The sequence below is a fragment of the Mesorhizobium sp. STM 4661 genome (assembly GCF_000359125.1).
Classification (GTDB): Bacteria; Pseudomonadota; Alphaproteobacteria; order Rhizobiales; family Rhizobiaceae; genus Mesorhizobium.
Map to the genome: position 1 here is coordinate 62,271 of NZ_CAAF010000031.1, position 20,899 is coordinate 83,169.

Consider the following 20,899-nt stretch of genomic DNA (forward strand, 5'->3'; position numbering starts at 1 on the left):
TCTACGCATCGTGCTTTCCGAAAATCGATTCCGATTTTCGGGCCGATGCGCCATCCGCCGATGCGACGTCGAAGACGCGACCGGCATTGAGGATATTGTTCGGGTCGAAGGCTGCTTTCAAGCGCCGCATGGCGGCGATCTCGGCATCGCTGCGCGCCAGGTGCAACCATTGCTTCTTGTCGAGGCCGATGCCGTGTTCGGCCGAGACGCCGCCGCCGGCCGCGGCGACGCCACGATAGACGATGTCATACGCCGCCGCCGGATCAAGGGTGCCGACCTGATAGTGCAGATTGCCGTCGCCGAGATGGCCGAAAACGTAGATCTCGGCGCCGGGGTCGACAGCCCGGATCGCGGCTTCCGCCTCCCGCAGGAAGGTCCCCATCCTCACCAGCGGGATGCTGATGTCGACCCCGATCAGGCCTTTGATCGAAAACAGGAAGCGGTTGGCGTCCTCGCGCACGGCCCACAGCGCGCGGAATTCGCGCGGCGACTGCGAGACGACCACGTCGTCGACCACGCCGTCCTCGACCGCCTGCATCAGCACCGCGGCAAAGCGGTCGCCATCGCGGTCGGGCTCGTTGCCCTGTATCTCGGCCAGCACATAGACGGGTGAGCCGACCGGCAGCGGCGCCGGCGCGTCCATGCCGGCGACCATGGCGCCGTAGAGCGGCGCGAAATTCACCTCATAGGCCGACAGCAACGACCCAAGCTTGCGCCTCAGCAGCGCAAGCAGCGCAATCGCCGCATCGAGCGAGGCAAGCGCGCAGAAGGCGTTGACCTCGGTGGCCGGTTTCGGATGCAGCCGCAGGCAGGCGCGCGTGACGACGCCGAGCGTACCTTCGCTGCCGATGAAGAGCTGGTTGAGGTCATAGCCGGAATTGTCCTTGGGCAAGCCCTTGAGCGAGGTGAGCACGCTGCCGTCGGCAAGCACTGCTTCCAGCCCGAGCACCTGCGCGCGGTACATGCCGTAGCGCAGCACGCGGATGCCGCCGGCATTGGTGGCGATATTGCCGCCGACGGTGGATGTGCCGCGCGCGCCGATGTCGACGCCGAACAGCAAGCCGGCAGCGTCCGCCGCTTCCTGCACCATCTGCAGCGGCGCGCCGGCCTCGGCGATGATCGTCGCCGCCTCGCGGTCGGGCGCCGCGACCGCCGTCATGCGCTCCAGCGACAGCACCGCTTCGCCGGCTTGAATGCGCGCCGCGCCCGCAAGCCCGGTGCGGCCGCCCTGGACGACAAGCCTCTGCCCGGCCTCGTTGCACAGGCGCAGAATGTCCGATACCTCGCCGGTCGTGCGTGGACGCAAGACGATCGCCGGTGGCGCGCCGTCCTTGCCGTCGGGGTCTTCCTGATAGCGCGGTCCGGCCTCGTCGGCCGAGACAATCGCCGACCTGTCCAGCCGCTTTTCCAGCCGCGACAGAAGCTCGGCAATCCTCTGGGACATGAGACTCAAGGATTTGAATGGCCCGGACGCTTCGACGCGGCCGGACGAGGGAAAGGCGAGGGCTGTGAAAGCGGCTGCGGCTGATTTCTACCGTCCGGCAAATGTGGGGAAAAACCGCCAAGAATACAGCCGGTTGCCTTCGCCATGCGTCGCTCCTGTAACAAGCCGACCATAGGGGTGGCCGGCTATTTGTCAAACCTTTGGCAACTCGATCGCCATTGCGCGGGCCAGGTGAAACAGCCGCCGGTTTCGCCGATATGTCTTCACTTGCGCCAGGATCGCCTGGCTGCTGCGAGATGGCGCTGTTTTTGGTCTCCAAGACCACACGGCGCTTGACTTCGACGGAACTCTATGAAAAATTTTGCATCAACTGATAAAAATATCATAGGGCGGAAATGGTTGGTTTTGGCAACGGTCTCCTGCGCGACGATGAAACCAGCATGGCGACCCGGGCCGCCTGGCTTCATTACGCCGGCGGGCTGACCCAGTCGGAGGTCGCCAAACGGCTCGGCCTGACCAGCCTCAAGGCGCATCGCCTCATCACCAAGGCCAATCAGGAAGGTCTGGTCAAAGTCTATATCGACGGCGAAGTGTCGGAATGCGTCGCGCTCGAAGACGAACTGTCCGGGCGCTACGGCCTCGATTATTGCGAAGTCGTCCCGGATTTCGATGCGGAAGATCTGCCGCTCAAGGCGCTCGGCATCGCCGGAGCGCAGTTTCTCAAGCGTGAGATCGAACGCGGCGAGGACACGCTGATCGGCGTCGGTCATGGCCGCACGCTTGCCGCCTGCGTGGAATATCTGCCGCGCATAGCGGCCGATGGGGTCCGCTTTGTGTCGCTGCTGGGCGGCTTGACGCGCAAGTTCTCGGCCAATCCGCACGACGTCATTCATCGCCTGGCCGAACGCACTGGCGCGGAAGCCTATGTGATGCCGGTGCCGATGTTCGCCAACACGGTCGAGGATCGAGCCGTGCTGCTCGGGCAGAAGGGCATCAGCGAGGTCTTCGATCTCGCCAAATCGGCCGACCTGTTGATTGCCGGGATCGGCACCGCCGAGCGCGAGGCCTCGCTCGTCGCCACCGGGATGATCGAGAAGGGCGAGATGGAGGAGACCCGCCGCAAGGGAGGCGTCGGCGAACTGCTCGGCCATTTCTTCGACGATGCCGGAAAGGCAGTCGAGACGACCCTTTCCAACCGGGCGCTGGCGCTGGCGCGCGAAGACATCAGCAATCGCAGGATTGTCGCCGTTGCCGGCGGCAAGGTGAAGGTTCGTGCCATCAAATCGGTGCTGGAGGGCCGCTATCTCAAGGGCCTGGTCACCGACGAGCGGACGGCGCGAGCGCTCGCGGAGCAGACGCCGGTCGGGTAGCCGGCAACATCAAGTTGAAACTACCCTGTGGAGGAGAAGAAAAATGCATGAGAAAGAAAAAGACCTGATCGACGCGTTCCTGCGCGGACAAGTCGATCGCCGTGGGCTGATCAAGGGCCTTGGCGCAATGGGCCTTGCCGCCGGCACGGCCGGCACGCTGCTCAATCTGGGGCAGACCCAGGCCCTGGCTGCGGATTTCGACTGGCAGGCGCACAAGGGCAAGACCATCAAGCTGTTGCTCAACAAGCATCCCTACGCCGATGCGATGATTGCCAACCTCGAAAACTTTAAGCAGTTGACCGGCATGGAAGTCGTCTACGACGTGTTCCCGGAAGACGTCTATTTCGACAAGGTCACCGCTGCGCTGTCGGCCAGCTCGCCCGAATACGATGCGTTCATGACCGGCGCCTACATGACCTGGACATACGGTCCGGCCGGCTGGATCACCGACCTCAACGAATGGATCAAGGATCCGGCCAAGACCAATGTGAACTATGCCTGGGACGACTTCCTGCCCGGCGTCAGGAATTCCTGCGCCTGGAACGGTCAACCGGGCGGAGTGCTCGGGTCGGAAGACGCCAAGCAGTGGTGCATTCCGTGGGGTTTCGAACAGAACAACATCACCTACAACAAGGCGATGTTCGACAAGGCCGGCGTCGCCGTTCCCGGCAATATGGACGAGATGGTCGCCGCGGCGGCCAAGCTCACCAAGGATGTCGGTGGCGGCGTCTACGGCATCGGCGTGCGCGGCTCGCGTTCGTGGGCCACGATCCATCCAGGCTTCCTGTCGGCCTACGCCAACTTTGACCAGAAGGACCTGAATGTTTCGGCCGACGGCAAATTGTCGGCCGCGATGAACACCACCGAATCCAAGGCCTTCCACAAGCAGTGGGTTCAGATGATCCAGGAGAGCGGCCCCAAGGACTGGTCGACCTACACCTGGTATCAGGTCGGCACCGATCTCGGCGCCGGCGCCTCGGCGATGATCTTCGACGCCGATATCCTCGGCTACTTCATGAATGGCGGCGACAACAAGATGGCCGGCAAGCTCGCCTTCGCCGGCTTCAAGGCCAATCCGGCGGCCAAGGCGCCGACGCCCAACATCTGGATCTGGTCGCTGTCGATGTCCAACTTCTCCAAGGACAAGGACGCCACCTGGTATTTCATGCAATGGGCCTCCGGACCCGAGCATGCTCTGTTCGGCGCCACCAAGATGGACTTCGTCAATCCGGTCCGTCAGTCGGTCTGGAAGGACGATATGTTCCGCGAGAAGCTCAACAAGAGCTATCCCGGTTATGTCGAGATGTTCGACGCCTCGGCGCCGGGAGCCAGCATCAAGTTCACGCCGCAGCCGCTGTTCTTCGATCTCACCACCGAATGGGCGGCGACACTGCAGAAAATGGTGGCCAAGGAAGTGCCGGTCGACGAAGGTCTGGACAAGCTGGCCGAGAGCATCAACGGCCAGCTCAAGGAAGCCGGGCTCGGCTAAGCCACTGCGAGGCTGGCCTGCCTTGCTCGCCAGCCTCACGATGTCGAATGGTTGCGACGCGGTGCCGAGCGGCGCCGCCATTCGCCCAACCGGCCGCCTTGCTCCCTTGGGCGGCCGGCAGGGCGAAGCACAGGGATGACGGGTGAGCCACGATGACTGCGGCGACAATGCAAAGAAACAGGCCTTCCGGCTTCAGGATCAGCAAGCGGGTGCTGCCCTATGTGCTCAGCCTGCCGGCCTTGCTCGTCTGCATCGGTATCCTGATCCCGTTCCTGACCTCGGTGGTCTATTCGTTCCAGCGCTACCGGCTGAGCCAGCCCTGGGCGCGGCAGTTCAACTGGGGCGAGAATTACCTCAACTTCTTCACCGATCCGAAGTTCTGGAACACGCTCCAGGTCTCACTGCTCTATGCGGGCATCACCGTCCTGCTCGAGCTGCTTCTCGGCCTTGCCATCGCCATGCTGCTGCAGAAGCGCACGACGCTGAACAACTTCATCTCGATCATGCTGTTGATGCCATTGATGACGGCGCCCGCACTTGCCGCCTTGATGTGGAAGCTGATGACCAATCCCGGCTTCGGCGTGCTGAGCTACCTGGCCAGCCTGATAGGTCTGCAGGATTTCCGCTGGGCCTCGTCGCCCTCGACCGCACTTTTCACCGTCGTGCTGGTCGATATCTGGGTCTACACGCCCTTCATCATGATCCTGCTGCTTGCCGGCCTGCGCAGCCTGCCGACGCAGCCCTTCGAGGCAGCCGCACTTGACGGCGTGCCTAGGAGCTTCGTGTTCTTCCGCATCACTCTGCCGATGCTGACGCCCTACATCCTGACGGCGACGCTGTTTCGCCTGCTCGATTCCATCCAGCAGTTCGACATTATCTACGCCATGACCCAGGGCGGGCCGGGCGACACGCTGACCGTGTTTCAGGTCGAGGCCTATCTCAATTTCTTCCAGTCGACCAATGTCGGCCGCTCGGCGGCGCTGATGATCATCCTGTGGGCGATCACCTATTTCCTGTCCAACATCTTCATCAAGAACTGGCTGCGCTTGCGCGAGCGCGCCCGTGGCCTGGCATAGGAGGCCGGGATGGAACATACCTCGCTTCTCGAACGCATCCTGCGCGGCGCGGCACTCACGCTGGTCGTGATCTTCTTCATGTTCCCGATCGTCTGGATCTTCATGATGTCGTTCCAGACCAACGAGACCATCCTGCGCATTCCGCCGCAGCTTGTCTTCGAACCGACGCTGGCCAACTACACCGCGCTGATCACCGGCAAGCTGACGACGGCGTCCGGCACGCTCGACATCGCCTTCATGCGCAACCTCTGGAATTCGGTGTTCCTGTCGACCACTTCGGTCGCCGTCGCCCTGCTGCTCGGCGTTCCCGCCGCCTACGCCTTTGCGCGGCACAAGTTCCGCGGCTCGGAGGACATCGCCTTCACGCTGCTGTCGTTCAGGTTCGCGCCGGCGCTCTTGGTGCTGTTGCCGCTCACCCTCTATTTCCAGAAGCTTGGACTGGCCAACACCTATATCGGACTGATCTGGGTCTATCAGTTGATCTGCCTGCCGCTGATCCTGTGGATCGTGCGCGGCTATTTCGAGGACATCCCGGCCGACATCGAATACGCCTACCGCATCGCCGGCCATTCCTGGTTCGCCACCTTCCGCAAGATCGCGCTGCCGCTTGCAGGGCCCGGCATTGCGGCGGCCGGCCTGCTCGCCTTCATCTTCGCCTGGAACAATTTCGTCTTCGCGCTGGTGCTCGCCTCGGCCGACAAGCAGCCGGTGACTGTCGGCGCGCTTGCCTTCATCACCTCTTCCGGCATCCAGTATGGCCAGATCTCGGCGGCGATCGTGCTGTCGATCACGCCGACGCTGGCGCTCGCGCTTTATGCACAGCGCTATCTCGTCGAAGGCCTGTCGCTCGGCGCGGTCAAGGGGTAATTCGGATGGCAAGCCTTGAACTGAAAAACATCGTCAAGCGCTACAAGAGCCAGACCGTCCTCGACAATCTGTCGCTGACCGTCGCCGATGGCGAAACCCTGGTCCTGTTCGGTCCGTCCGGCGCCGGCAAGACGGTGCTGCTCAGGCTCGTCGCCGGCGTCGTCGACCCTGATGAGGGAAAGATCCTGATCGGCGGTGAGGACATGACCGATGTCGACGCCGAGTTCCGCGGCGTTGGCATGGCGTTTCAGAACTTCGCGCTGTTTCCGCATATGACCGCCTTCGACAACATTGCGACGCCCCTGCAGGCCAGGCACTCGTCGCAATCGACGATCAAGGCGGGCGTCGAGAGCGTCGCCAAGCTGCTCAAGATCGGCCATGTGCTCAGCCACAGGCCGCGCGCACTGTCCAACGGCCAGAAGCAGCGTACCGCGCTTGCCCGCGCTTTGGTCGGCGCGCCGCCGCTTCTGCTGCTTGACGATCCCTTGCGCAACGTCGATGCCAAACTGCGCTTCGAAATGCGGCTCGAACTGCCGAGGCTTCTGGCCGATCGTGGCGCGACCGTCGTCTACGTCACCCAGGACTACAAGGAGGCGATGGCTCTCGGCGATCGCATCGCGGTGATGTCCCAAGGCGTCATCAAGCAGCTCGGCACGCCGGAGCAGATCTATCGTGAGCCGGCAAACATCGAGATCGCACGGCTGTTCGGCGATCCGACCATCAATCTGCTCGACGTCAAGCCGTCGCGCGATACCAGGGGTATCTATGTCGGCCTGTCGAATGTCCAGGTCCATCTGCCGGGCACCTATGAGGCAGCGGTCGGCCGCGACTGCGTGATCGGTTTGCGACCGGAAGCGCTGAGTTTCGTCGACGAGGGAACGCCCGGCGCCATTCCGGTGACGGTCGAGGCCGAGACGCCGCTCAACGAAAAAATCGTTACCCTGGTGCGCACGGTGCGTGGCCGCGAAATCCTGGTCTCGCGTCCGGCCGGAACGCCGGGCCAGACCGAGGGCAAGGCCCATATCGCCGTCGACAGCAAAAGCGCGCTGTTGTTTGATCATGCAAGCGGCGAGCGGATAGGCTCGACGAACGTTGTCAGCCTGCGCAACGGAGAAGCGGCATGAGCGCTAGCGCACTCACAATTTCCGGCGTCGACAAGTTCTACGGCCCGATCGACCGCGGCGTGCACGCCGTCCAGAATCTGACCATGGAAATCGGCAAGGGCGAGATCGTCGCGCTGCTCGGCTCGTCCGGCTGCGGCAAGACCTCGACATTGCGCATGATCGCGGGGTTCGAAGAGGTCTCGCGCGGCGCGATCTCGGTTGCCGGCCGCCAGGTACACAGGCTGGCGCCGGTAAAGCGCAATGTGGCGATGGCGTTCGAGGGCTATTCGCTCTATCCGCCGCTGACCGTGCGCGAGAATATGGCCTTCGCCCTGAAGGCGGCCAGGCTGCCGAAGAGCGAGGTCGACGCCAAGGTCGCCAGCATCGCCAAATTGCTCGAGATCGAGGACATCCTCGAGCGTTATCCAAGCTCCATCTCGGGTGGCCAGCAGCAGCGCGCCAGCCTTGGCCGGGCGCTGATTCGCGAGGCGGATCTGCATCTCCTGGACGAGCCGATGGGCCAGCTCGAACCGCAGTTGCGCGCTGTGCTGCGCGGCCGCATCAAGCATTTCATCAAGGAGCGCGGCCTGACCGCGATCCTGGTCACCCACGACCAGACCGAGGCCAACGCGCTAGCCGACCGCATCGCGGTGATGGAGGGTGGCGTGCTGCAACAGTTCGATACATCAGACAGGATCAAGCAGCGGCCGGCCAATTTGTTCACCGGCACCTTCGTCGGCGAACCGCCGATGAACGTCTTCGAAGCCTATGTCGGCACGGCGGCCGGCAAGATCAATCTGAGGCTCCCCGACGGGCTTTCCCTCGACTATGACAGGGAGGCCTTCAGCGGTCCGGTCCGCGATGCCCTGCTCAATCGCGAGCGAGTGGTGATCGGTGTCAGGCCCTATGCGGTGCGCCGGTCGAAGGACGGCGTGCCGGCCACGGTTTCGGCCAATCAGTGGCTCGGCGATCAGACGCATATCGCCGCCGATTTCGCCGGCGGCTCGCTGGTGCTGGTCGAGCATGACCGGACCCGCCTGGAGCTTGGCGCGCCGATCAATGTCAGCATCGATCCGAAGAACCTGCACGTCTTCGACCAGGCCAGCGGCAAGGCAATTTCGCACGGCATGGAGCTGGCCTGATGCGGGATGTGCTGATCGGCATCGACGCCGGCACGTCTGTCATCAAGTCCGTCGCCTTCGACACGGCGGGCCGGCAGCTCGCGGCTGCGGCGCTGCCGAACAAATATGAGACATTGCCGGGCGGCGGCGCCGAGCAGGATCTCGCGCGCACCTGGCTCGATACAGCGACCACCTTGCGCCAGCTCGCCGACAAGGTGCCCAACCTCGCCAGCCGGACCATTGCGATCGCCGTGACCGGGCAGGGCGACGGCACCTGGCTGATCGACAGGGACGGCGAGCCTGTTGCCAAGGGCTGGCTGTGGCTCGACGCGCGCGCGGCCGCAGTGGTCGAGGAGATCCGCGCCCGGCCGGAGGATCGGCTGCGCTTCGAAAAGACCGGCAGCGGTCTCGCCGCCTGCCAGCAAGGATCGCAGTTCGCCTTCATGAAGCGCAACATGCCCGAAATGCTTGGCAAGGCGGCGACAGCGTTCCACTGCAAGGACTGGCTCTATTTCAAGCTGACCGGCGAGCGCGCCACCGACCCGTCGGAGGGGACCTTCACCTTCGGCGACTTCCGCACGCGTGGTTACAGCGACGAGGTGCTCGATGTGCTCGGCATTGCCGATCTCCGGCATCTGCTGCCGCCGATCGTCGACGGCACCAGGCAGAGCGCCGGCCTGTCGCAAGCGGCGGCTGAAGCCACCGGGCTCATCGCCGGCACGCCTGTCGTGCTCGCCTATGTCGACGTGGTCTGCACCGCGCTCGGTGCCGGCCTGTTCGATCGAAAGCACAAACCCGGCTGCAGCATCATCGGCTCCACCGGCATGCATATGCGGCTTACCGAGACGGCTGACGAGGTGGTGCTGAACGAGGCGGCGACCGGCTACACCATGACGATGCCGGCGCCGGGCGTCTTTGCGCAGCTGCAGTCGAACATGGCGGCGACGCTCAACATCGATTGGGTGCTTGGTCTGGCCTCCGGCATTCTCGCCTCGCAAGGCATCACCCGCAGCAATGGCGAGATGATCGCGCTGGTCGACGAGTGGATATCGTCATCGCAGCCGGCCTCGCTGCTCTATCAGCCTTATGTGTCTGAGGCCGGCGAGCGGGGCCCGTTCGTCGATGCCAATGCCAGGGCCGGCTTCGTCGGCATTTCGTCGCGGCACGGCTATGCCGACATGGTCCGTGCCGTTTTCGAAGGGCTGGCCTTCGCGGCGCGCGATTGCTATGCCGCCATGGGTCCGCTGCCACGAGAAATCCGCCTGACCGGCGGCGCGGCCAGGAGCCCAGCCTTGCGCAAGATCCTGGGCGCCGCGATCGGCGCCGATATTCGCACCAGCGAGCGCGAGGAGGCGGGTGCCGCGGGCGCCGCCATGATCGCGGCGGTGTGCGTTGGCCAGTACGCATCGATGGACGATTGTGTCGGCGAATGGGTCACGCCGTTGCTTGGCGCGGCGGAGCCGAGCGACCAAAAACTTGCCGCCATCTACGAGCGGCTTGTTCCATCCTACACATTGGCGCATGAGGCGCTGCGGCCGGTCTGGCGTTCGATGGCCGCGCCCAGGGCCAAAACTGATCTGACGAACTGAGAAGTCGAGTATGCGCAAGAAGATAGCGATCATTGGCGACCGTTTCATGCTTCCCGAAGTGTTCCGCGCAAAAATCGAGCAAGCCTGCGGCGACAGTCTCGACATCCGGACGCTTGAGACGGCATGGCCCGACGAGCCGATGGAATTCGGCAACGCCGCCCTCGGCCTCGACAAGGTCAAGGAATATTTCGGCGATCCGGACGAGGTGGTGGCTTTCATCGGCGATGCCGAAATCTTCGTCACTCAGCTCTCGCCGCTCTCCGAAGCCATGATGCGGCGCTTGCCGGCGCTCAAGCTGGTTGCGGTGTCGCGCGGCGGCCCGATCAACATCGACATGGCCGCCGCCAAAGCGCACGGCATCACCGTGGTCAATGTTCCCGGCCGCAATGCCAGTGCGGTGGCCGAATTCACCATCGGCGCCATCCTTGCCGAGACCAGGCTGATCCGCGTTGGGCATGAAGCCTTGCGCAAGGGCGAATGGCGCGGCGATCTCTACCGGGCCGACCGCACCGGCCGCGAGCTCGGCGAAATGACCGTCGGCGTCATCGGCTACGGCAATATCGGCACCAGGCTGGTCCGCCTGCTGCGCGCCTTCGGCTGCCATATCCTGGTCTCCGATCCCTATGTGCAGTTGAGCGCGGACGACCGCAATGCCGGCGTCGAACTCGTCGCGCTCGACGACCTTCTCGCTCGCTCCGACGTGGTGACGCTGCATTCCCGGGTGACCGCTGAGACCCGCGGCCTGATCAACAAGGACACCATCGCCCGGATGAAGCCGGGGGTGATCTTCATCAACACCGCGCGCGGGCCGCTGGTCGACTATGACGCGCTCTACGAGGCATTGGTGTCCGGCCAGATCGCCAGCGCCATGCTGGAAACCTTCGCGGTCGAGCCGGTGCCCGCCGACTGGCCGCTGCTGCAATTGCCGAACGTGACCCTGACGCCGCACATCGCCGGCGCCTCGGTGCGCACCGTCACCTATGCCGCCGAACAGGCCGCCGAGGAGGTGCGCCGTTACATCGCCGGACTGCCACCGGTCAATCCGTGCTGAAAGTCGCAGGAGCCATGAAGTATTTGCTACGCATCGAGGGTCCGGCGGGATGAGCGGCGATACCGAGGTCGCCGACCTCTTCGTCATCGGCGGTGGCGTCAACGGTGCCGGCATCGCGCGCGACGCCGCCGGCCGTGGCCTTTCCGTCATCCTTTGCGAAAAGGACGATCTCGCCGAAGGCACCAGCTCGCGGTCGGGCAAGCTCGTCCATGGCGGTCTGCGCTATCTCGAGTATTACGAATTCCGGCTGGTACGGGAGGCGCTGATCGAGCGCGAAGTGCTGCTGGAATCGGCGCCGCACATCATCTGGCCGATGCGCTTCGTGCTGCCGCACAGCCCAGACGACCGGCCGGCATGGCTGGTCCGGCTCGGCCTGTTCCTCTACGACCATCTTGGGGGACGCAAGCGGCTGCCGGCCACCCGCACGCTGAACCTGCGCACCGCGCCCGAAGGCGCGCCGATCAAGGAGGCGTTCAGGCGCGGCTTCGAATATTCCGACTGCTGGGTCGACGACGCCCGCCTCGTCCTCCTCAATGCGCTCGACGCCGCGGAACGGGGAGCCAGGGTCTTCACCCGAACCGCCTGCACCGCCGCCCGCCGCGAGAACGGCCTGTGGTCGGTCGAGATGCGCGACGGCAGGACCGGTGTCAAAACCACGGTGCGGGCACGGGCGCTGATCAACGCCGCCGGACCCTGGGTCAACGACATCATCAACCGTGTTGCCGGCCAGAATTCCAGGCGCAATGTCCGCCTGGTCAAAGGCAGCCACATCGTCGTGCCGAAGTTCTGGGAGGGGCGGCAGGCCTATCTCATCCAGAACAGCGACAAGCGGGTTATCTTCATCAATCCCTACCAGAACGATCTCGCTTTGATCGGCACCACCGACATTCCCTACGAAGGGCGACCGGAAGACGTCAAGGCGGAGACCAGCGAGATCGATTATCTGATCAAGGTCGTCAATCGCTACTTCAAGCGCGGGCCTGCCCGCAGCGATGTCGTCCATTCGTTCTCCGGTGTCAGGCCACTCTATGACGACAACGCCGACAATCCGAGCGCGGTGACCCGAGACTATATCTTCGAGCTCGACGCATCGTCGGGGCAGGCCCCGCTGCTCTCGGTCTTCGGCGGCAAGATCACCACTTTCCGCAAGCTGGCCGAACACGCGCTGGACCGGATCGCCCCTTTCTTTCCAGCGATGGGCAAGCCCTGGACATCGAAAGGGCATCTGCCCGGCGGCGACATCGCCAACGCCGACTTCGAGCAATTCCTCGGCGACCTCGGCCGCGACTATCCCTGGATGCCGGCATCCCTCACCAAGCACTATGGCCGGCTCTACGGCACAAGGACGCGCGTTCTGGTCGGTTCGGCGCGCTCGCTCGCCGACTTGGGGCGGCGTTTCGGCAAGGATTTCTTCGAGCGCGAAGCCAATTACCTGTTCGAGCATGAATGGGCGCTGACATCAGCCGATATTCTGGAACGGCGCACCAAGCATGGCCTGCATCTGTCGTCCGCGGAAAGAACCGCATTCGAGGACTGGTGCGTCGGCCGGCTGGCAAAGGCGGGCTGATGACCTTCACGCTGTCCCTCAACACCAATCCGCTGGTCAACCGTTTTGCCGATCCGGACGATCTGATCGACACGATCGCTTACGACATCGGCATCAGGGACGTGCAGCTGACGCATGAATTCGTCAATCCCGGCTGGCCGGCGGCGACGATCGCGAAATTCGTCCGGCTGTTCCGCGGCGCGCTCGACCGCACCGGCGTGCGTGTGACGTCAGGCATGACCGGCCCCTATGGCCGGCTCAATCATTTCGGCCATCCCGACGCTGATGTGCGCCGCTACTATGTCGACTGGTTCAAGACTTTCGCCGACATTTCGGCGGAGCTCGGCGCCAGCGGCATGGGCACGCAATTCGCGATCTTCACCCACCGGGACTATGACGATCCGGAGCGTCGTACCCGGCTTCTCGACATCGCCATGGAATGCTGGCGCGAGGTTGCCGAACATGCGAAAGCGGCCGGACTGACCTATCTGTTCTGGGAGCCGATGTCGGTCGGCCGCGAATTCGGCCACACGATCGAGAGCTGCCGGGCGCTGCACCGGGAGATCGAAGCGGCCGGCATGGCCATTCCGCTGAAGATGATGGTCGACATCGATCATGGCGACGTCACTTCGAGCAATCCCGCCGACATCGACCCCTATGCCTGGACCGAAGCGTTCCCCCTGGAGTCGCCGATCATCCACATCAAGCAGTCGTCGATGAACAAGGGAGGACACTGGCCCTTTACCGCCGCTTACAATAGGGATGGCCGCATCGCGCCGGAAAAATTCCTGGAGACGGTGCGGCGCGGCGGCGGCACCGACAATGAGATCTGCCTCGAATTGTCGTTCAGGGAGCGCGAGCCGGTCGATCACCAGGTCGTCGCCATGATCCGCGAGTCGGTCGACTACTGGGCGCCTTTCATCGACGCCGGCAGGGCGGCAATTCTGCCGCGAAATCGGGCAGGAGCCGAAACAGCTCCTGCCCGAGAAAGCTCTCAGCCGAATTTCGGATCGAGGCTGCCCGACTTGTAGCGCTTGGCCATTTCCGAGACCGGCAGCGGCTTGATCTTGGGCGCGTTGCCGGCGGTGCCGAACTGCTCGAAGCGCTCCTTGCACAGCTTCCGCATCGCCGCCATGGCCGGCGTCAGATATTTGCGCGGATCGAATTCCGAAGGGTTCTCGGTCAGCACCTTGCGGATCGCGCCGGTCAGCGCCATGCGGTTGTCGGTATCGATGTTGATCTTGCGCACGCCGTGCTTGATGCCGCGCTGGATCTCCTCGACCGGCACGCCCCAGGTCGGCTTCATCTGGCCGCCATATTTGTTGATGATCTCCTGCAGCTCTTCCGGCACCGAGGACGAGCCGTGCATGACGAGATGCATGTTCGGCAGGCGACGGTGGATCTCCTCGATGACGTTCATGGCGAGCACCGCGCCATCCGGCTTGCGCGAGAATTTGTAGGCGCCGTGGCTGGTGCCCATGGCAACGGCCAGCGCATCGACATGGGTGTCCTTGACGAACCCCACCGCCTGTTCCGGATCGGTCAAAAGCTGGTCGTGGCTGACGGCGCCTTCGACGCCATGGCCGTCCTCCTGTTCGCCGCCGCCCATCTCCAGGGAACCGAGCACGCCGATCTCGCCTTCCACCGACACACCGCCCCAATGCGCCATGTCGACGACGCGGCGCGTGATGCCGGAATTATAGGCGTAGTCGGCCGGCGTCTTGCCGTCTTCCTTCAGCGATCCGTCCATCATCACCGAGGTGAAGCCATACTGGATCGCGGTCACGCAGGTGGCTTCGTTGTTGCCGTGGTCGAGATGCATGCAGACCGGGATATCGGGGTGGATCTCGACCAGCGCATCGATCAGCTTGGCCAACACGACGTCGTTGGCATAGGCCCGCGCCCCGCGGCTCGCCTGCAGGATGACCGGCGACTTGGTCTCCTCGGCGGCCTCCATGATGGCAAGGCCCTGTTCCATGTTGTTCATGTTGAAGGCAGGCACGCCATAGCCGTGTTCGGCGGCATGGTCGAGCAATTGTCTCAGTGTGATGCGAGCCACCCAATAGTCTCCCGTAGCTGGTTTCAGGCCTGTGGTTGCGAGCCGTCCGGTCGTCGTTCGGCCCGCTGATGCTTCTGGCCGGATTTCCACCGAACCGCAACCTTTGGACATGCCGCCCGCAGCAATTCTTGTTACAGGACAGCGATCAAAGGCAGAAAAATATCCCAAGAAAATATAACATTATCACAACAAATTTGGTGGAAGTGCGATTTTTTCTGTTATGATGATATCACATCGGGGCTTGGCTCCGATGGCTTCAGGCGAGCCGAGGTTCGCAAAAATAGGCTCGGCAATGAAGAGCGACAGCCGGCGGCAAGGCATTATGGATTTTCTGATGGACGCGGGCACGGCGAGTGTCGACGACCTTGCCTCGCGTTTCAGCGTGTCCAAGATGACTGTCCATCGCGACCTCGACGAGCTCGAGGAAAGCGGTTTCCTGCGCAAGGTGCGCGGCGGCGCCTCGATCCAGTCGAGCGGCCTTTTCGAGAGCGATTTTCGCTACCGCCAGAAACAGGCGGGCGAAGAGAAGAGACGCCTGGCCGCTGCCGCGGTGGCGATGATCGAACCCGGCCAGACGGTGATCATCGATGACGGCTCGACGGCGGGCGGCATTGCCGGACATTTGGCCGACCTGCGGCCGCTGACGGTGATCTCCAACAATCTGGCCGTCATCCAGGAGCTGGCCGGCGTCGGCGGCATCACCCTGATCGCGCTCGGCGGCCAGTACAGCAAGAAGTTTCACGGCTTCTTCGGGCTGCTTGCCGAGGATACGTTGAAATCACTGCGCGCCGACGTGGCGTTCCTGTCGTCGTCGGCCATCCACGGCGCTTCCGCCTTCCATCAGGACCAGGAGGTGGTCCAGACCAAGCGGCTGATGATGGCCGCCGCCGCACGCAACTATCTGCTGGTCGATCATGGCAAGTTCGGCCGCACGGCGCTGCATTTCCTGACCGATCTCAAGGCATTCGACACCGTCTTCACCGGCCGTGAGCCTGAGCCGCAAATGCGCCAGGCGCTGGATGCCGCCGGCGTTTCGGTAACAGTAGTCGATAAGAACTGAGGAGGACGCGTGGTCTACTGGGTCGGTACAAGCTGGAAAATGAACAAGACGCTCGCCGAGGCGCTTGCTTTCGCAAAAGCGCTGGCCGGCTTCGTGCCGGGCTTCGACGATCGTATCCAGCCCTTCGTCATTCCGCCCTTCACGGCGGTGCGCGAGGTCAAGCAGGCGCTGTCGTCGACGCGGATCAAGGTTGGTGCGCAGAACATGCACTGGGCAGACGCGGGCGCCTGGACCGGCGAGATCTCGCCGCTGATGCTGACCGATTGCGGGCTCGATCTTGTCGAGCTCGGCCACAGCGAACGGCGCGAGCATTTCGGCGAGACCGACCATGCGGTCGGCCTGAAGACCGCGGCGGCGGTGAAGCATGGTTTGATACCACTGATCTGCGTCGGCGAGACGCTTGCCGAGCGCGAGAGCGGCAAGGCTGAGGCCGTGCTGACCGCGCAGGTGCAAGGCGCGTTGCAATTCCTCGAAGGCGAGGCAAGGGGAGAAAAAATCCTGTTTGCCTATGAGCCGGTCTGGGCGATCGGCGACAAGGGCATTCCGGCCAGCTCCGACTATGCCGACAGGCAGCAGGCGCTGATCAAGGAAGTGGCCGCCGCGGTGCTGCCATCCACACCATCGGTGCTCTATGGCGGCAGCGTCAATCCCGGGAATGCCGCCGAACTGATCGGCCAGCCGTATGTCGACGGCCTGTTCATCGGCCGCTCGGCCTGGCAGGCCGAGGGCTATATCGACATCCTCGGCCGCGCCTCGGCGGCGATCTCAAATCGATAGAACAGGAAAGGACAAAAAAAAATGAAAATAGCCATTGGAGCCGACAGCGCCGGCAAGCCGCTGCTCGACGTCATCGCCGCCCATCTCGCCACCAAGCCCGGCCTCACCGTCAGCGATCTCAGCCAGGCCGGCTACTATGCCGACCTGTCGCGGAAGCTCGCTCAGACCATCCTCGATGGCGAGAATGATCGCGGCATCCTGTTTTGCGGCACCGGCATCGGCGTTTCCATCTCGGCCAACAAGGTACCCGGCATTCGCGCCGCGCTCACCCATGACACCTATTCGGCGGAGCGCGCGGCGAAATCCAACAATGCGCAGATCATCACCATGGGCGCCCGCGTCATCGGCCCGGAACTGGCCAAGGCGATCGTCGACACCTGGCTGGCCTCGGAGTTCGATGAGAAGGGCCCATCGGCCGGCAATGTCCAGGCAATCGACAGGCTCGACGCGGCGAAGGCAGGCTAGAGCATCGGACCCAAAAGCGGGTAACGATTTTGGGAAATTCCGACTCTCAAACAAAGAGTTAGAGCGGCAAGCGGATTCGTCGCTCTAAGCCAGGCCTTTCCGCATCGCGCCGATGACAGTGACGGCCGACGCGGCGCCCGGATCGATGTGCCCGAGCGAGCGCTCGCCGAGCCGCGACGAGCGGCCCTTGACGGCGATCATATCCTTGGTCGCCTCGGCGCCCCGCTTAGCCGCTTCAAGGGCCGCTTCGAGACTTTCGGCCAGCGTCTTGCCGGCGGCATGCGCGGCGGCCGCCGCTTCAGCCGCCGGCTGCCAGGCGTCGACCATCGTCTTTTCGCCGATCTCGGCCTTGCCGCGATCCCTGATGCCTTGCGCCATCGCCTGGAACATGGCGACCAAATCCGCGTCCGCCAGCGTCACCTTGCCCTTGACGGCAACGGCAGCGCGCATGAACGCCGTCGCATAGAGCGGGCCGGACGACGCGCCGACAGCGTTGAGGAACGATTTCGCGGCGGTGTTGAGTAATGCCGTAGGCTCGATCGCCGAAAGGTCGAGCGCGGCCAGCGCATCGCGCACCGCACCGAAACCGAGGACCATGGCGATGCCGTGGTCGGCGTCGCCGATGACGCCGTCGAGCTGGCAGAGCCGGTCCTTGTCGGCCTCGATCGCCACCGCGATGGCATCGAACATTGTCTTCAGGCCGGCTGTATCGATGGCTGTCATGGAACTGCTCTCAGCCGGCGCGGAACATGGCGCAATCGCAAGGGTGGTCGAGCATGGTCTGCAATTCGCCGTCGAGATGCATCAGCGTCACCGAGGCGCCGGCCATCTCCAGCGAGGTGCAGTAATTGCCGACCCAGGTGGCGTGCACCGAGACACCGATGTCGTCGAGTCTCTGCTTGACCCTGCGGTTCATGATGTAGAGCTCCATCAGCGGTGTCGAGCCGAGCGAGTTGACTAGCACCGCAACCTTGTCGCCGCGCGCCGGCGCCATCTCGTCGAGGATCTTGTCCAGCATCTCGTCGGTGATCTCGTCGGCCGTTTTCAGCTTTCCGCGCGCAATGCCCGGCTCGCCATGGATGCCCATGCCGATCTCCATCTCGTCCGGGCCGATCTCGAAATTCGGCCGGCGGGTCTGCGGCAGCGAGCAGGGCGACAGCGCCACGCCCATGGTGAAGGTGCGGTCGTTGGCTTTTTTGGCGATACGCTCGCATTCGTCGAAGGAGAGCATGCGGTCGCAGGCGGCGCCCGCGGCCTTGAAGATGAAGAAATTGCCAGCGACGCCGCGCCTTTTGTGCCGCTGGTCGCGCGGTGCCGATGCAACGTCGTCTGTGCTCAGCACAGTGCGCACCTCGATGTCGTCCATCGCGGCCATTTCGGCGGCCATGTCGAAATTCATCACGTCGCCGGCATAGTTTCCATACATGAACAGCACGCCGGCGCCGCCGCTGACCGCCTTGGCGCATTCGAGGATCGGGTCCGGCGGCGGCGAGGCAAAGACGTTGCCAATTGCCGCGGCGTCCGCCAGTCCCTTGCCGACAAAGCCGAGAAAGGTCGGCTCATGGCCCGAGCCACCGCCGATGACGAGCCCGACCTTGCCGGGGCGCGGCCCGTCGCGAGCGATGATCGAGCGCTGGCTGCCGGCAGCGCTTTTAAGGTGGCGGGGATGCGCGGCGAGAATCCCTTCCAGCATCTCGTCGACGGAGCGGTTGCCGTCGTTGATGATCTTCTTGGTCTGCACCGGCATCCTCCCCAACTCGGCATTTTTGCAAATACTACCGGGTGTTATCGCGATTTCCACCCGGCTGGGAACATTTCACGCCGCAAGTTTTTCGCGCGCGGCCAGGATCTGCACGCAGGCATTGGCCGCTTCCTTTCCCTTGACCGTGAAGTGTTCGAAAAAGAAGCGGTGATGCTCGGCGCTGTCGTGATAATTGTGCGGTGTCAGCACCGCCGAGAGCACTGGCACGCCGGTCGAGAGCTGCACATTCATCATGCCGTCGATGACGGCGCTCGCCACGAATTCATGCCGGTAGATGCCGCCATCGACGACGAATGCCGTGCCGAGGATTACGGCATAGCGACCGGTCTCGGCCAGCGTCTTGGCGTGCAAGGGGATCTCGTAGGCGCCCGGCACGTCGAAGACATCGACGGCAAAGCGGTTCTCCCCAAGCACGGCCAGTTCGGCCTCGAAAGATTGCACGCACTGGTCGACGATGTCGGCATGCCAGCGCGCGCGAACAACGGCGACGCGAACAGTTTCATAGTTTTTGTGGGAATGCTGATTCATGGGTCCATCCTTCCGTTTCGAACCAGAATCAGGACGCACGATACGCAATCCGACCCGCGCGAGCGAACCGTCTTCCGTTTCGTTCTCTTTCATCCGGACTATGACCGTCGGCTCCGGAATCGCACCGGATCTGCTGACCCCTCCGGCTAGCCGGAAAGCGCTCGCGGGCTTGGGTCGAAACCCTTACCGCCGGTGGGGACTTTCACCCCGCCCTGAGAACATTGACGGCGTTTGTATGGAAGGGCGGGGCTGTTCTGTCAACCGCCGAGGCCGTCGCGGATGGCTGAGAAATAGCGGTCGGTCCCGACTTGCCCGCCCTTCAGCGCAACCTCCAGCCCGTCGATCGCTTCGATACGAGAATGCGCGACGCACAGCGGCGAGCCTGGCGAGGCCGGCAGCGGCATTCGCACCGTCAGCGCATCGACGCCCATCTGGCCGAGCGCGTGGCTCGACGTATCGCCGCCGGCGATGACCACACGCTTCAGGCTCTGTTCGATCGTAAGCTCGCGCAGCAGCGCACCGAGGCCACGGCCGAGCTTGTGGCGCGCGCCTTCCTGCCGGTCGATCTCGGCGCCCCGGTCGGCGGTGGGGCCAAGCGCGGTATAGAGGACGACGCTGCGTCCGGCTTGCAGGCTGGCACGGCCGCTTGCTGCCGCGCGCGCGATCGCCTGTTCGGAAGTCTCGGAGACCAGTTCAACCGGATCGACCTCGATGCTGTCGAAACCGTCGCTCAGGGCATGGCGGATCTGTCTTTCGGTGGTCGGCGAGCAACTGCCCGACACCACCGCGATGCGGTCGGCAGCGCCTGGCGGCGCGAAGCCTGATCCAGCGCCGACCGTCTCATTCGACGCCCATTCGGCAAGCAGCGCGTATTCGATCCCGGATGAGCCGACGACGAAATAGCCGCCGGCCTTGCGGGCGCGCCAGATCTCCTTGCCGGCAAGTGCCTGGGTCTCCCGGCTGTCGACATCGACAAGCACGATGGCCGCGCCACCCTCCACCAGGCGATCGAACGCTTGCGACCGCGAGGCCGACTGCAGCGTTGCCAGGTCAAACAATCCCGAGGCAAGCCCGGTCTGCCGCGACAGGTGCACCAAAAGGTCGGATTCATCCATCGGCGTCATCGGGTGGCGGCTCATCACCGGATGGCGGTCTATGCGGAAATATTTGTCGCGATAGGCCGCGAAGAGATGGCCAAAGGCGGTGTAACGCTTGAGCTGCGGTGCGCCGACCACCAGCGGCACGCTGTCCTGCTTGAAGACCTCGCGGCCGATCTCGATCGCCCGTCCGATGCTGCCGATCATCGGGCTGGAATCGAAGGTCGAGCAGACCTTGTAGTGGCAGATCTCGGCGTTGAGCGTCTTCAGCCAGCCGAAGGCGCTCTTGAGATGCGTGTCCATCCATTGCGGCGTCTCGCTGCGGCTGGTGCCGGCCAGACCAACGGCACGGCAATGCGCGAACCGCGCAAGCTGCGCCTCGTCCGGCTGGCGCATGAACAGCACGGTCGGCACGCCGCCGAGCTCCAGCGCCTCCATCACATCGGTCGAGCCGGTCAGGTCGTCGCCATAATAGCTGAGCAGCAGGCTTTGCAT

General features: G+C 63.8%; 18 protein-coding genes, 1 pseudogene and 1 riboswitch. Of the genes and pseudogenes, 13 read left to right on the forward strand and 6 right to left on the reverse strand.

Translation table 11 applies throughout. The features are described 5' to 3' along the window. Window position 1 precedes the first annotated feature (1 nt). Window positions 2-1,444 carry an FAD-binding oxidoreductase gene (locus MESS4_RS11060; RefSeq protein ID WP_006330006.1) on the reverse strand — a complete coding sequence of 481 codons (1,443 nt, stop codon included), beginning with the start codon at window positions 1,442-1,444 and terminating at the stop codon, window positions 2-4. 395 nt (window positions 1,445-1,839) lie between these two features. Here MESS4_RS11060 and MESS4_RS11065 point away from each other — a divergent pair, with 395 nt between their 5' ends. From MESS4_RS11065 to MESS4_RS11110, 10 genes and pseudogenes are all read left to right on the forward strand, one after another. Next, a complete protein-coding gene (locus MESS4_RS11065) occupies window positions 1,840-2,814 on the forward strand; it encodes a sugar-binding transcriptional regulator (RefSeq protein ID WP_006330009.1) in 975 nt (324 codons plus the stop codon). A gap of 43 nt (window positions 2,815-2,857) precedes the next feature. Then, window positions 2,858-4,303 carry an extracellular solute-binding protein gene (locus MESS4_RS11070; RefSeq protein ID WP_006330011.1) on the forward strand — a complete coding sequence of 482 codons (1,446 nt, stop codon included), beginning with the start codon at window positions 2,858-2,860 and terminating at the stop codon, window positions 4,301-4,303. A gap of 152 nt (window positions 4,304-4,455) precedes the next feature. Further along, on the forward strand, window positions 4,456-5,379 hold the full coding sequence (locus tag MESS4_RS11075) for a sugar ABC transporter permease (protein ID WP_006330017.1): 924 nt from the start codon (window positions 4,456-4,458) through the stop codon (window positions 5,377-5,379). 9 nt (window positions 5,380-5,388) lie between these two features. Then, a complete protein-coding gene (locus MESS4_RS11080) occupies window positions 5,389-6,246 on the forward strand; it encodes a carbohydrate ABC transporter permease (RefSeq protein WP_006330018.1) in 858 nt (285 codons plus the stop codon). Window positions 6,247-6,251: 5 nt separating this feature from the next. Then, window positions 6,252-7,370, forward strand: coding sequence for an ABC transporter ATP-binding protein (locus MESS4_RS11085; RefSeq protein WP_006330019.1), 1,119 nt, complete (start codon window positions 6,252-6,254; stop codon window positions 7,368-7,370). Beyond that, window positions 7,367-8,491: an ABC transporter ATP-binding protein gene (locus MESS4_RS11090; protein ID WP_006330020.1), complete on the forward strand. Its 1,125-nt coding sequence runs from the start codon at window positions 7,367-7,369 to the stop codon at window positions 8,489-8,491. Before MESS4_RS11085 ends, MESS4_RS11090 begins: the two co-directional genes overlap by 4 nt. Next, on the forward strand, window positions 8,491-10,059 hold the full coding sequence (locus MESS4_RS11095; RefSeq protein ID WP_006330021.1) for an FGGY-family carbohydrate kinase: 1,569 nt from the start codon (window positions 8,491-8,493) through the stop codon (window positions 10,057-10,059). Before MESS4_RS11090 ends, MESS4_RS11095 begins: the two co-directional genes overlap by 1 nt. A 10-nt stretch (window positions 10,060-10,069) precedes the next feature. Next, a complete protein-coding gene (locus MESS4_RS11100) occupies window positions 10,070-11,110 on the forward strand; it encodes a 2-hydroxyacid dehydrogenase (protein ID WP_006330022.1) in 1,041 nt (346 codons plus the stop codon). A gap of 49 nt (window positions 11,111-11,159) precedes the next feature. Beyond that, entirely contained in the window at window positions 11,160-12,677 is a 1,518-nt protein-coding gene (locus tag MESS4_RS11105) for a glycerol-3-phosphate dehydrogenase (RefSeq protein WP_006330023.1), read from the forward strand. Further along, window positions 12,677-13,588, forward strand: a pseudogene (locus MESS4_RS11110) (TIM barrel protein); the annotation flags it as partial. The gene MESS4_RS11105 and the pseudogene MESS4_RS11110, both read left to right, overlap by 1 nt. A 62-nt stretch (window positions 13,589-13,650) precedes the next feature. On the opposite strand, the gene fba reads toward MESS4_RS11110, so the two are convergent. Then, on the reverse strand, window positions 13,651-14,715 hold the full coding sequence (fba, locus tag MESS4_RS11115; RefSeq protein ID WP_006330025.1) for a class II fructose-bisphosphate aldolase: 1,065 nt from the start codon (window positions 14,713-14,715) through the stop codon (window positions 13,651-13,653). A 292-nt stretch (window positions 14,716-15,007) separates the two neighbouring features. Between fba and MESS4_RS11120 the strand changes: the two genes are divergently transcribed. From MESS4_RS11120 to MESS4_RS11130, 3 genes are read left to right on the forward strand one after another with little or no spacing between them, the layout of a single operon-like run. Continuing rightward, the gene (locus tag MESS4_RS11120) at window positions 15,008-15,775 is read left to right on the forward strand and encodes a DeoR/GlpR family DNA-binding transcription regulator (RefSeq protein ID WP_036241055.1); all 768 of its coding nucleotides are present in this window, start codon (window positions 15,008-15,010) and stop codon (window positions 15,773-15,775) included. A gap of 9 nt (window positions 15,776-15,784) precedes the next feature. After that, window positions 15,785-16,552 carry a triose-phosphate isomerase gene (locus MESS4_RS11125; RefSeq protein ID WP_006330028.1) on the forward strand — a complete coding sequence of 256 codons (768 nt, stop codon included), beginning with the start codon at window positions 15,785-15,787 and terminating at the stop codon, window positions 16,550-16,552. 21 nt (window positions 16,553-16,573) lie between these two features. Next, a complete protein-coding gene (locus tag MESS4_RS11130) occupies window positions 16,574-17,017 on the forward strand; it encodes an RpiB/LacA/LacB family sugar-phosphate isomerase (protein WP_006330029.1) in 444 nt (147 codons plus the stop codon). An 84-nt stretch (window positions 17,018-17,101) separates the two neighbouring features. Here the strand turns inward: MESS4_RS11130 and dhaL are convergent, their stop codons facing one another. The 4 genes from dhaL to MESS4_RS11150 all read right to left on the reverse strand — a co-directional run bounded on the left by dhaL (window position 17,102) and on the right by MESS4_RS11150 (window position 20,899). Next, window positions 17,102-17,740: a dihydroxyacetone kinase subunit DhaL gene (gene dhaL / locus MESS4_RS11135; protein ID WP_006330030.1), complete on the reverse strand. Its 639-nt coding sequence runs from the start codon at window positions 17,738-17,740 to the stop codon at window positions 17,102-17,104. Between the two features lie 10 nt (window positions 17,741-17,750). Next, window positions 17,751-18,764 carry a dihydroxyacetone kinase subunit DhaK gene (locus tag MESS4_RS11140; protein WP_198292745.1) on the reverse strand — a complete coding sequence of 338 codons (1,014 nt, stop codon included), beginning with the start codon at window positions 18,762-18,764 and terminating at the stop codon, window positions 17,751-17,753. A gap of 69 nt (window positions 18,765-18,833) precedes the next feature. Then, on the reverse strand, window positions 18,834-19,307 hold the full coding sequence (locus MESS4_RS11145) for a 6,7-dimethyl-8-ribityllumazine synthase (protein WP_006330032.1): 474 nt from the start codon (window positions 19,305-19,307) through the stop codon (window positions 18,834-18,836). Between the two features lie 77 nt (window positions 19,308-19,384). Continuing rightward, window positions 19,385-19,531, reverse strand: a riboswitch (FMN riboswitch). Window positions 19,532-19,564: 33 nt separating this feature from the next. Continuing rightward, the gene (locus tag MESS4_RS11150) at window positions 19,565-20,899 is read right to left on the reverse strand and encodes a four-carbon acid sugar kinase family protein (RefSeq protein ID WP_006330033.1); all 1,335 of its coding nucleotides are present in this window, start codon (window positions 20,897-20,899) and stop codon (window positions 19,565-19,567) included.